The sequence below is a fragment of the Micromonospora sp. NPDC047557 genome (genome assembly GCF_043205095.1).
Taxonomy (GTDB): domain Bacteria; phylum Actinomycetota; class Actinomycetes; order Mycobacteriales; family Micromonosporaceae; genus Micromonospora.
Genome location: NZ_JBIDDK010000005.1, coordinates 122,223 through 134,237, shown reverse-complemented (window position 1 = coordinate 134,237; position 12,015 = coordinate 122,223). Strand labels below are relative to the sequence as shown.

The following is a 12,015-nucleotide window of genomic DNA, read 5'->3' as shown; positions in this document are numbered from 1 at the left end:
CACCATGGCTCACGTACCGGTCAGCGGCGCCGTGCTCGCACGCACCACGAGCTGGGGGACGACCAACGGCAGGGGCTGCGGCGCCGTGTCGTCGATGGCCTGGGTGACGGCCGTGATGGCCCGTTGACCGACCGCGCCGAAATCCTGCTGGATCGTGGTCAACGGCGGAATCAGGTACGCCGCCTCGGGGACGTCGTCGAATCCGACGACGGAGATCTCCTGTGGCACTCGCCGCCCACGCTCGTGCAGTGCGCGCAGCACACCGATGGCCATCTGGTCGTTGGCGGCGAAGACCGCGGTGGTCCCGGGCATCTCGCAGATCCGCAGCCCGGCGACGTAGCCGCTGTGGGCCATCCAGTCACCCTGGACCGGCTCGGGCGGGCGTAGGCCCGCCGCACTCATCGCCGCCCGCCAGCCGTCGCGGCGGGCACGGGCCTCCGCCCAGTTGAGCGGACCGGACACATGCACGATCTCGGTGTGCCCGAGGCCGAGCAGGTGGTCGGTCGCCATCCGGGCGCCGAGCACCTGGTCGACGCCGACGGTGACGCTGGCCCGGGACAGATCGCCCTCCACCACCACGAAGGGCACGCCGGATCGGGTCATCCGCACCACTTCGAGAGCCTCGTCGTTGCCGGCGATCATCACGACGCCTTCCACGCCGACGCGCATGAGGTGTTCGGTGGCGTCGCTGAGCGCCCGTACCGTCACCTCGGAAAGGCTCACCGAGGTGGCGAAGTAGCCGGCGGCGCGGGCGGCATCCTCGACGCTGCGGTGGATGCTCGTCGGACCGAACAGCGTCCTGGCCGTGCCGATGATGCCGATCATCCCGGAGCGTCCGCGGACCAGCGCTCGGGCGGCGGTGTTGGGGCGGTAGTCCAGCCGGCGGATGGCCTCGAGAACCCGCTCCCGCGTCTCGCGCCTGATGGCGGGTGCCCCGTTGATGACCCGGGACACCGTCTGGTGCGACACGCCCGCCAGGCGGGCGACGTCCGCCATCACCGGTGGCCGATGGGCGGCGGTCACCGCTTTCTCCGCGTCTACTCGCACTGGCGGGCCGTCCGTTCTTCGATGAGTCGTTTTCTCGTACGTTCCGGGGCCGTCAGTGTGAGTGACGGGGCACTGCGCTGCCACTGCCACCGACGAGGAAGTCGAGGTCCGCGCCGCTGTCGGCCTGGAGAACATGCTCGCTGTACAGCCGCGTCCAACCTCGGTCGGCCACCGGTTGTGGTGGTTTCCACGCGGAACGGCGCTCGGCGAGTTCCGCGTCGTCGACCAGGAGGTCCAGGCGGCGCGTGGTGACGTCGACTCGGATCAGGTCGCCGGTGCGCACCAGCGCGAGAGGTCCGCCCACGGCCGCCTCCGGCGCCACGTGCAGGACGCAGGTGCCGTAGCCGGTGCCGCTCATGCGGGCGTCGGAGATCCGCACCATGTCCGTGATGCCGTCGGCGAGCAACCGGCGGGGCATGGGCACGTTGCCCACCTCGGGGAAGCCGGGGTAGCCGCGTGGTCCGGCATTGCGGACGACGATCACCGTGTCGGCTGTGACATCGAGGTCCGGGTCGTCGGCGGCGACGACGTACTCCTCGATCCGGTCGAAGACGAGCGCCGGGCCGGTGTGCGTGAGGAGGTGGGGGGAGGCGGCGGAGACCTTCAGCACCGCCCCGGACGGCGCGAGCGATCCGCGCAGCACGACGGTGCCCGAGCCGGCGGGCTGGAACGGCTCCTCCAGGGTGGCGATGACGTCCCGGTTCCAGCACTGGGCGCCGTCGACGTTCTCCGCCACGGTCCTGCCACTGACGGTGATGTGGTCCGTGTGCAGCAGCGGGGCGAGTTCCTTCATCACCACCGGAAGGCCGCCCGCGTAGGCGAAGTCCTCCATCAGGTACGCCCCGGACGGCATGAGGTTGACGAGCAGGGGCACGTCGGCGGTGAGGGTGTCGAAGTCCTCCAACGACAGGGGCACGCCGAGGCGTCCGGCGATCGCGAGCAGGTGCACGACGGCGTTGGTGGAGCCACCGATCGCGGCGTTGACCCGGATCGCGTTCTCGAACGCCTCCCGGGTGAGCACCGAGGACAGCCGCTGGTCCTCGCCGACCATGGCGACGATCCGGCGGCCGGCGGCCTGCGCGAGCGCGTACCGCCGGGAGTCGACCGCCGGCACGGCGGCGGCCCCGGGCAGTTGCACGCCCAGCGCCTCGGTCACGCAGGCCATGGTGGAGGCGGTGCCCATGGTCATGCAGTGGCCCCGGCTGCGGGACATGCCGACCTCCGCCTCGGCGCAGTCGGCCGCGGTCATCCGGCCGGCCCGCATCTCCTCGGTGAAGCGCCAGACGACGGTGCCCGAGCCGATGTCCTGGCCGCGGAACTTGCCGTTGAGCATCGGGCCGCCGGTCATCATCAGCGTCGGCAGGTCGACGCTCGCCGCCCCCATCAGCAGGCCGGGAGTGGTCTTGTCGCAGCCGGAGAGCAGGACCACCCCGTCGAGCGGGTTGGCGCGGACCGACTCTTCCAACTCCATCGCCAGCAGATTGCGGTAGAGCATGGTGGTGGGTCGCATGAGCGGCTCGCCCAGGCTCATCGCCGGGAACTCCAGCGGCAGACCGCCGCTCTCCCACACGCCCCGCTTCACCGATTCGGCCAGGTCGCGCAGGTGGGCGTTGCAGGGCGTCAGCTCCGACCAGGTGGTGGCGATGCCGATCACCGGGCGACCGTCGAAGACGTCGTCCGCGAAACCCTGGTTGCGCATCCAGGACCGATGGATGAACCCGTTACGGCCTTCCGCGCCGAACCACTGCCCGCTGCGCAGCGGTCGATTCGTCGTCGACATCAGCACACCTTTCTGTCATGCCTGAAGATCGCGCGGCGCGACCTAGCGAAGGCCTCCGACGGACAGTCCGCCGCGCCAGTGTCGTTGCAGGCTGAAGAACGCGATGACAAGTGGGATCACGGACACGAGCGAGCCCAGGATGATGAGGCTCCACAGCGAGGTGCCTCCCGAGTTGTTCGCGGAGGCGATCCCCTGCCAGAGACCGAGGCCGACGGTCACCGGGAAGAGCCGGTTGTCCGAGAGCATGGCCAAGGGCAGGAAGTAGTTGTTCCAGGACGCCACTGCCGACAGGAGCAGCACGGTGACCACCGCGGGGCGCATCAGCGGAAGAGCGATCTGGATGAACGTCCGCACCTCCCCCGCGCCGTCGACCCGCGCCGCGTCCAGGAGTTCGTCCGGCACCGCGTCGCGTGCGTACACGTGCATCAGGTAGACGCCGAACGGGTTGAGCAGCGACGGGAGGATCACCGCCCAGACCGTGTTCGTCATGCCGAGCCGGGAGAACATGATGAAGGTCGGGATGACCAGAGCGGTGGCGGGCACCATCAGCGCGCCGAGCACGACCGCGAAGCTGAAGCGCCGCGCGGCGAACCGGTACTTGGCGAAGCCGTAGCCGGCCATCACCGAGAGGACCGTGGCGCCGATTCCGCCGGCGATGGCGTACAGCGTGGAGTTGAGGATCCACCGCAGGTAGATGCCACCGTCGTAGGTGAAGAGCTGCTTGAGGTTGCCGAGGTAGTCGACCTGGTCGGTGAACCACAGGGTGTTGCCGCCACCGAACAGGCCCGGCGCGTCCTTGGAGCTGTTGACGATGACCCACCAGAACGGTACGAGGAAATAGATCACCAGGAAGCCGAGGAGGATCTGCAGGGGGAGATAGCGCTGCGGGCGGCGAGAGCCTGCGCGGGCGCTGATGCGATCGGTCATCTACAGGAAGCTCCTCCGCTTGCGGGTGAAGAACAGGAAGGCGTACACGCAGATGAACACGATGCCGCCGAGGGCGAACGAGATCGCGGACCCGTAGTTGAAGTTGGCGAGCGAGAACGCCTGCTGGTACGCGTACATGTTGGGCGTGAAGTCGGAGCCGATAGTGCCGGCGGCGAGGTAGCGCAGGATCTGCGGTTCGTTGAAGAACTGCAGGGTGCCGATGAGCGAGAAGACCAGGATCAGGATCAGCGCGGGCGCGATGAGCGGGATCTTGATGCGCGTCGCGATCTGCAATCGTCCGGCGCCGTCCATCCGCGCGGCCTCGTAGAGCGTCGGGTCGACTCCCTGCAACGCCGCGTACAGGATGATCATGTAGTAGCCGGCCCACTGCCAGGTGACGACGTTGAGCAGGCCATAGAAGATCAGGTCGCTGCCCAGGAAGTCGGGTGCGGTCGCGCCGAACAGCCCGAAGATGTCGGTGAGCGGGCCGAAGCCCTTGCTGTAGAGGAACCCCCACATCACGGCCCCGATGACGGTGGGGATCGCGTACGGAAGAAAGATCATGAGGCGGGAGAAGCGCGCGAACAGGGTGGTCACCGCGTCCAGGATGAGGGCCATCACGAGCGCGAGGACGATCTGCAGCGGGATGGAGACGAGCGAGAAGCGGATGACGAACCACGCCCCGGACAGGAAGCTCGGGTCGGTGAACGCCTTCACGTAGTTGTCGAAGAGGACAAAGCTGGTGCCGCCGATCAGCTTCTTCTGAAAGAGGCTGAGGTACAGCGCGTACGCCAGCGGCGCGATGAGGAACGCCAGGAAGACGACCCCGAATGGCCCGACGAAGAGCCACCCCATCAGGTGCTCGCGGAGGTGCACCTTGCCACGGATCTTGCGCGTCTCAGGCTGAGTAGGCGGTGCGTGCTTCTCGGTAAGGGATGTCATCGTGGTCTCCGGGACGTGGACGCTGAGGGTGGAGGGTGGGCCGCCCGCTCAGTGCCGGCACGGCCCACCCGTCCGGTCACTGAACGGTGAAACCTTGTTCCTTGGCGTACTTCGCCACGTCCTCCTGGAGCTTGTCGGCAGCCTGCGAACCGGTGACGGAGCCCTTGATGACCTCGCTGACCTGCTTCGTCATGGCGTCGAGGTAGTACTGACCGAAGGGCGCGTAGGCGACACCCTTGTAGGCCTCGGCGGCGGGGAGGTAGACCTCCTTGTTCGCCTGCTGGCCATCGAAGAACGCCACCTTCAGGTCGACGAACGCGGGATCCTTGAGCGCCGTGAGGTTCAGCGGGAAGATGATCTGGTTGGTCCAGCCATCGGTGAGTGACTCCTTGTCGGCGTAGAGCCCGTAGGCGACCTTCGCCGCCAGCTCCGGCTTCTTCGCCTGCTTGGTCACCGAGAAGGCCGACCCGCCCCAGTTCACCTGCACCGGGTTGGCCAGATCCCACTGCGGCAGCGGCGCCACCGCGAACTTGCCGGTGTCCTGGCCCTTACCGACACCCGCGCCGGTGAGGTAGCCGGGCGCCCACGCCGCCGAGATGTACGTCGCGTACTTGCCGTTGATCACGCCGGAGATGTACTCCGGGGTGAACTGGTCCTGCGTACCGACCAGGCCCTTGCGGGCGAGGCCACCCCAGTAGTCCAGCACGTCCTTGGACGCCTGGTCGTTGAGCTTCACGCCGATCGACTTCGGCTGCGCCGGATCGAAGGTGAAGGGCGAGGCGCCCTTCTGGATCTGCAGCGCCATCAGGACCGCCGGGACGTTCGCGCCGAGATCCCCGAACAGCGGGCCACCGGCGTCCTTCACCTTCTGCGCGGCCTGCTCGTACTCGGCCCAGGTCTTCGGCGGAGTGATCTTGTACTTGTCGAAGATGTCCTTGCGGTAGATCATGCCCATCGGGCCACCGTCGACCGGGACGCCGTAGACCGCGCCGCCGACCGACACGTCCTTCCAGGCGCCCTCGCCGTAGTTGGCCTTGACCGCGTCGTAGCCGTACTGCTTGATGTCGACGAGCGCGCCCTGGATCTGGAAGGTCGGGATCCGGTCCGCCTCGACCATGATCACGTCGGGTGCGCCGGTGCCCGCCGAGATGGCCGTCTGGAACTTGTCGTACTCGTCGCCGCCCTGGCCGACGTTGGTCCAGCAGACCTGCACGTCGTCGTGCAGCTTGTTGAAGTTGTCGACGACGAGTTGGGTGTTGGGGTACCACCCCCACATCGTCACGACCGGCACGTTCTGCTTGGTGATGGTGTTCGTGCAGTTGCTCGCGTCGCTGCCGCCCTCGTCCGAGGAGCAGGCGACCAGGCCGCTCCCGGCCGCGAGCATGGCAACCGTGGCGAGTATGCGTCTTCTCTTCATTGAGATGGTTCCCTTCGGGGGTGGCGGTGCACGGGCATCCATGCGCTGGCGGGCGCCACCGGGGCAGGAGACCCTGCTCCCGGTGGCGTTCGCCTGGAAGGCTCCTAGCGCTTGAAAAGACGCGGCGCCAGGTCGATGAGGTTCTTCTGCCACACGTCCCAGCCGTGCGGTCCGGGGGTGACGCCGTCGAACTCGTAGCGGATACCGAGGGCGTTCAACGTGGTCAGCGACGCCATGAAGCTCGGGTACACGAAGTCGGTCTGGTCGCCCACGTACAGGCGCAGCATCTTCGTCCCGTTGTTGATCGCCGTGACGTCGACGCCGGTGCCGCTGCCGAACCCGGCCGAGAACGCCGCGACGTAGGCGAACTGGCCCGGGTAGGTCCGCAGCACGCCCAGCGCCTGCCCGCCCCCCATCGACAGGCCGGCGAGGGCCTGCTGGGACGGATCGCTGGAGATGTGGTAGCGGGCACGGGCCGTCGGCACGATGTTCTCCAACAGCTCCTTGTTGAAGTTCGACGAGTTGCCGTTGCCCATCACGACCACCATGGGCGTGAGGTCGCCGTCGAGGAACTGGTGGTCGAGGATCTGCTTGGCGCGTCCCATCTCGACCCAGTCCGTGTAGTTCTGCCCGCTGCCGTGCTGGAGATAGAGGACGGGATACGGCTGCGCCCGGCCCGGGTCGTACCCGGGTGGGGTCCACACCAGCGCGGTGCGGTCCTGACCGGCCACCGTGCTGGTGTAGGTTATGCTTTCGACCTTCCCGCCCTGGCCGGCGGGCACGTCCGACAGCAGTCGGGCCCCCGGCCCCGGGATGAGGAAGGTGCTCCACATCGGCTCGGAGGTCACAGTCGTGGGGTTCGAGACGTCCTTGAACGGGACCCGGTCGACGATCAGCCGGTAGTAGTAGAACCAGGGCTTCAGCGGCCCCACTGTCGCCCGCCACCGGTCGCCGTCACGCGTCATCGGCACACGCAGCCAACTGCCGCCCGGCGCGATGTTGGCCCACACCGTGACGTGCTGAGCGGCCGTGAAGTCCGTGGTCGTCTCGAAGGTGACGAACCCGCCCTCGCTGACGAAGGGCGTCGGGGTGGTGCCGGCCGGCGGCGGGGTGAACTCCCGCGTCAACGGCTGGTGACCGAGGCTCGGCCCGTGATCCGCCACGGGCCGGAACAGCCGCGGCAGGAAGTCGACCAGGTTCTCCTGCCAGGTCGTCCAGTTCGCGCCGCCGTCCGGGTTGACCCCGTCGAACTCGAACCTGACATCGGCGCGATCCAACGCCTTCAGCAGCCGGTAGGTGGTGTTGTACGCGGGATCGGTGACGTTTCCGGTGTAGAGGCGCAGCAACCTGACGTCGCGGTTGATCGCCGTGGCGTCCTTGCGGTCGATCGCCGGAGCCGACGTACCCGAGAACGAACCGACGTAACCGAACCGACCCGGCTTGGCGAGCGCGGCGGCCAGCGCCTGCGCGCCACCGTCGGACACGCCGGCGATCGCCTGGTGCGCCGGATCGCGAAGGACCCGGTAGTTGTCGGCGACCGCCTTGCGGAGATCCTTCCACTCCCGATCGCCCGCGCTGTCGGCGATCACCACCACCATCGGCTGCATGACGCCGGCCGATGAGAGGTTGTCGAGGATCTGCTTCGTGCGGCCGAGGTCGAGCCAGTCGGAGGCGGCTACAGCGTCACCCGACTCCAGGAACAGCGTGGGGTAGCCCTTCGGCTTCTTGGCCGCGTACCCGGGTGGTGTCCAGACCAGGGCCGAGCGCTGCTCGCCGCGAACCCGGTAGGTCAACGTCCCGACCGTGCCGCCGGTGCCGGAAGGGGCATCGGCCAGCCAGCGTGCCGAGTCGCCCGCGACCAAAAAGGTGCTCAGGAGCGGGTTGGACGCCACGCTCGTGCTGTTCGTCGGGTCCTTGATGGTCTTGGTGTCATCGGCGGTGACCTGGTACTGGTACAGCCCGGGCTTCAGGGCGCCGAGCACACCGGACCACACGTCACCACGACGGGTCAGACCGAATTCCGCCCAGGTGGCGGACGGACCGAAGTTTCCCTCGACGACGACCTGCGAGACCGCGCCCAGGTGCTCCTGGACGTACGCGGCCGGAACGGCGAACGAGGCGTAGCGGTCCGGGGAGACGTCCAGCCACGGCGAGTCCGCCGTCGCGGGTTGCGGCGCGACCAGGACGGCCGCCATGGCGATGACTCCGGCGGTGAACGCCGCCGAGAGCCGGCGTACGCCCAGACGGCGTAAGCGCCGATGATACTGTTCGGTAGCCACGCTCCACTCCTTTCATGTGCCGCCAGCGGATGCGACCCGCTGGCTGGCTCAACTCATCGGTGGATCTCGCCGTGCGTGGTACGCGCACCCCCTTCCGGCTTCCGCCACGGGCGCACCCGACGTGATCACTCCGTCGGAAGCGATCCGGTCCTGGTGCCCGCGGACGAATGTCACTGTCGTGCCGCGCTCTTCGGTGCTGCGGTCGAGCCGCGGACCACGAGTCTGGTTGGAAGCACTATCTGGTTCGGCTCGTCCCACTCGCCCGTCACCAGTGACTTGAGCATCCGCGCGGCTTCGTACCCGAGCTGATACATCGACTGGTCCACGGTGGTCAGACCCGGCTCGGTCAACGCCGCCTCCGGGATGTTGTCGAACCCGACGACGGACAGGTCCCCGGGGACGGAGAGCCCCAACTCCCTGGCGACCTCCAGGACCTTGAGGGCCATCCCGTCGCTCGCCGCGAAGATCGCCGACGGCGGGTCCGCTCGTTGCAGCAGGGCGCGCGCCAACGGAGTCGCGGACTCGGGGTTGAAATCCCCCCTGCCGATCAACGTCGGGTCGACCGGGACGCCGGCCTCGGTCAGCGCCGCCCGGTAGCCCTCCTCCCGCGACCACGCCGAGGCCAGGCTGTCGCGGCCCGCGATGAACCCGATGCGCCGATGGCCCAGGCCGACCAGGTGCTCGACCGCGGTGGTGGCGCCCACGAGGTTGTCGGCGGTGACCGAGGGCGCCGTCGAGCCCCGCACCGGGTCGATGGCCACGACCGGCGTCCGGCTGCGCACCTCACCCCAGGGCGTGACGACGATGCACCCGTCGGTGAGGGTGCCCGACAGGCGGGTCAGGTGCCGCTGCTCCCAACCCTCGGAGTACGACCCGTAGAGGTCGCTGTTGGCGTAGATGATGAGGTCGAAGCCGGAGCGACTCAGGGCCTTCATGACCCCCTTGAGCACCTCTGCCGTGTACGACTGGAAGCTGTGCGCCACGAGGCCCAGAACATTGGTGCGGCTGCGTCGGAGGCTCGACGCCACCAGGCTCGACTCGTAGCCAAGTTGCTCGATGGCGGTACGGACCCGAGCGATCGTGCGGGCGCTGACGCCGTAATGCCCGTTGACGACGCGCGAGACGGTGGCGGTGGAAACGCCGGCAACCCGGGCGACATCACTCATTGTTACCGGCGCATTGGCTTCGATCATGCCGCTCTCTCTGGACTGCAATCGTTATCGGTTACGTTTCCAGGATGTTGCCAACGTAACCGACGACGATTACGAACACAAGACTTTTCGCCCTGGCGAGACCCGCGAACGGAAGGTCCTAACGGGATGGTCGCAGGCCGGACTTCCCACCGCGGTTACCGATGCGAAGAACGCAAACGGTTGCCACTCCCGGCGGCCGAAGTGGACAGCAATTACTGCGCCGGCTCCACCCGTTGACAACGGGACCGCACTCTCCGTCAGGAACCATTCCCGGACGTCGGTTGAACGCTCACCGATCCCGAACGTCGACGGTCCCGGTGAAGACCTTCGGAGTCGGCCGGTCCGCATCCGCGGGTCATCCGCGCCGACAGGTCCGCCACCCGCGCGGCGTGCTGGGGAGCCGTCCGACGCGGACATCGACCGCTGGCACCGTGTTCCCTAACGCAAACGTAATCGGTAACGTTTACATAGATCGAGAACGTAATCGATGATCATGGCGATGTCCAGAGCTCGCACCGACCCACCACCCCTCGGCCCGGCACCGCGATGCAGATCTCGACGTCGGGACCTCGCACGAAGGGAGCCCGCCCTGAACACCCACCTCGACGAGGCGCCGGAGCACTCGACCGGCCGCTCGAACCCACTCCCCCACCGCGCCGCACTGCCGGTCCGGCCCCGACGCGACCAGCAGGGAGGGCTGTCGTGAACACCGCGCGTCTGCTCCTGGACCCACGTCGACGCGTCGCCCCGGTGCCGCGCCGGCTCTTCGGCTCGTTCGTCGAGCACCTGGGCCGCTGTGTCTACACCGGAATCTACGAGCCGGGCCACCCGACTGCCGACGCGGACGGCTTCCGAGGCGACGTCCTCGCGCTCGTCCGGGAGCTGGGCATCACCACCGTCCGTTACCCGGGCGGCAACTTCGTCTCCTCGTACCGCTGGGAGGACGGCGTCGGTCCGGTCGACCAGCGACCGGCCCGGCTCGACCTCGCGTGGCACAGCCTGGAGACCAACGCGTTCGGGCTGGACGAGTTCATGCGCTGGGTCGGCAAGGCGGGCGTCGACCCGATCATGGCGGTCAACCTCGGCACCCGTGGCACCGCCGAGGCCGTCGACCTGCTGGAGTACGCCAACCACCGCGGTGGGAGTCACCTCGCCGACCAACGCCGCGACAACGGCGCTGTCGACCCGTACGGGATCAGGCTCTGGTGCCTGGGCAACGAGATGGACGGCCCGTGGCAGGTGGGCCAGCGCAGCGCGACCGAGTACGGGCGACTCGCGGCGCAGACCGCGAAGGCCATGCGGCGTTTCGACCCCGATCTCGAACTCGTCGCCTGCGGCTCGTCCTACCTCGGCATGCCGACCTTCGGCAGTTGGGAGCGCGACGTGCTGACCGAGGCGTACGACGACGTCGACCTGATCTCGCTGCACGCCTACTACCAGCCGGTCGACGACGACCTGCCCAGCTTCTTCGCCTCGGGCGAGGACATGGACAGGTACATCGACGCGGTCACCGCCATCGCCGACTCGGTCGGTGCGATCCGCCGGTCGACCAAGAAGATCATGATCGCGTTCGACGAGTGGAACGTCTGGTACCAGTCCGCAGCCCCGTCCACGCCGCCGAGTGGGGAGGACTGGCCAATCGCGCCGCCCCTGCTGGAGGACCACTACAGCGTGGCCGACGCCGTCGTCGTCGGTGGCCTGCTCATCAGCCTGCTGCGGCACAGCGACCGGGTGACCGCGGCGTGCCAGGCCCAACTGGTCAACGTCATCGCACCGATCATGACCGAACCGGGAGGCTCGGCCTGGCGGCAGACCATCTTCCACCCCTTCGCCCGTACGGCCCGGCACGCCCAGGGCGCCGTCCTCGACGTGCTCCTCGACGGCAGCACGACGACCACCGACCGCTACGGTGCGGTCGGCGCGGTCGACGCGGTCTCCACCTGGGACGACAGCACCGGGGAGATGACCGTCTTCCTCGTCAACCGGGTCATCGACACCGCAGCCGAGGTGACCGTCGACGTCGCCGGCGCCCAGGTGGGCGGGATCATCGAGTGCGTCACCGTCGGCGGCGCCGACCTCGATGCCAAGAACACCGCCGACGGTCCGGACCACGCCGAACCGCGCGCCAACGACACGGCCCGGGGCGGCGGCGCCAGCGTCCAGCTGACTCTCCCGCCCGCGTCCTGGACGATGCTGCGGCTCCACGCCACCGACGTGACCCCGTAACCCACCCCGGCCGCGCAACCCTGGCTTCACCAGGGGTGCGCGGCCGGGGCTTCCCCACCACAGGGAGTACGGCGTCGAGCGTGGCTCCACCGTTTCCGTCGAAAACGGAACCATGAATTGCAGTCACGGTCACGATGGGCCCGGGAATGGGATCGGAAAGTCCCGTCGAAACAATTCGGGCAGGCTTCAGCGACGTCATGACGA

General features: G+C 68.3%; 8 protein-coding genes. 1 reads left to right on the top strand and 7 read right to left on the bottom strand.

Annotated elements, in window-relative coordinates; all coding sequences use genetic code 11:
* Nucleotides 1-9: 9 nt before the first annotated feature.
* The 7 genes from ACGGAQ_RS15455 to ACGGAQ_RS15425 all read right to left on the bottom strand — a co-directional run bounded on the left by ACGGAQ_RS15455 (nt 10) and on the right by ACGGAQ_RS15425 (nt 9,585).
* Complete coding sequence (locus ACGGAQ_RS15455) at nt 10-1,023, bottom strand: LacI family DNA-binding transcriptional regulator (RefSeq protein ID WP_393049217.1); 1,014 nt, start codon at nt 1,021-1,023, stop codon at nt 10-12.
* A gap of 76 nt (nt 1,024-1,099) precedes the next feature.
* On the bottom strand, nt 1,100-2,827 hold the full coding sequence (locus ACGGAQ_RS15450; RefSeq protein ID WP_393049215.1) for an IlvD/Edd family dehydratase: 1,728 nt from the start codon (nt 2,825-2,827) through the stop codon (nt 1,100-1,102).
* A gap of 42 nt (nt 2,828-2,869) precedes the next feature.
* A complete protein-coding gene (locus ACGGAQ_RS15445; RefSeq protein ID WP_393049212.1) occupies nt 2,870-3,754 on the bottom strand; it encodes a carbohydrate ABC transporter permease in 885 nt (294 codons plus the stop codon).
* Nucleotides 3,755-4,696 carry a carbohydrate ABC transporter permease gene (locus tag ACGGAQ_RS15440; RefSeq protein WP_393049209.1) on the bottom strand — a complete coding sequence of 314 codons (942 nt, stop codon included), beginning with the start codon at nt 4,694-4,696 and terminating at the stop codon, nt 3,755-3,757.
* A 76-nt stretch (nt 4,697-4,772) separates the two neighbouring features.
* Nucleotides 4,773-6,113: an ABC transporter substrate-binding protein gene (locus ACGGAQ_RS15435; protein WP_393049206.1), complete on the bottom strand. Its 1,341-nt coding sequence runs from the start codon at nt 6,111-6,113 to the stop codon at nt 4,773-4,775.
* Nucleotides 6,114-6,217: 104 nt separating this feature from the next.
* The gene (locus ACGGAQ_RS15430; RefSeq protein WP_393049203.1) at nt 6,218-8,392 is read right to left on the bottom strand and encodes an alpha/beta hydrolase-fold protein; all 2,175 of its coding nucleotides are present in this window, start codon (nt 8,390-8,392) and stop codon (nt 6,218-6,220) included.
* Between the two features lie 170 nt (nt 8,393-8,562).
* A complete protein-coding gene (locus ACGGAQ_RS15425) occupies nt 8,563-9,585 on the bottom strand; it encodes a LacI family DNA-binding transcriptional regulator (RefSeq protein WP_393049200.1) in 1,023 nt (340 codons plus the stop codon).
* Nucleotides 9,586-10,287: 702 nt separating this feature from the next.
* On the opposite strand from ACGGAQ_RS15425, the gene ACGGAQ_RS15420 reads away from it, so the two are divergent.
* Nucleotides 10,288-11,811: an alpha-N-arabinofuranosidase gene (locus tag ACGGAQ_RS15420; RefSeq protein WP_393049198.1), complete on the top strand. Its 1,524-nt coding sequence runs from the start codon at nt 10,288-10,290 to the stop codon at nt 11,809-11,811.
* The last annotated feature ends 204 nt before the right edge of the window (nt 11,812-12,015 follow it).

Coding starts and splice junctions, on each gene's coding strand:
- ACGGAQ_RS15450 (WP_393049215.1), bottom strand. CDS start 2,827: ATGTCGACGACGAATCGACCGCTGCGCAGCGGGCAGTGGTTCGGCGCG.
- ACGGAQ_RS15445 (WP_393049212.1), bottom strand. CDS start 3,754: ATGACCGATCGCATCAGCGCCCGCGCAGGCTCTCGCCGCCCGCAGCGC.
- ACGGAQ_RS15440 (WP_393049209.1), bottom strand. CDS start 4,696: ATGACATCCCTTACCGAGAAGCACGCACCGCCTACTCAGCCTGAGACG.
- ACGGAQ_RS15435 (WP_393049206.1), bottom strand. CDS start 6,113: ATGAAGAGAAGACGCATACTCGCCACGGTTGCCATGCTCGCGGCCGGG.
- ACGGAQ_RS15425 (WP_393049200.1), bottom strand. CDS start 9,585: ATGATCGAAGCCAATGCGCCGGTAACAATGAGTGATGTCGCCCGGGTT.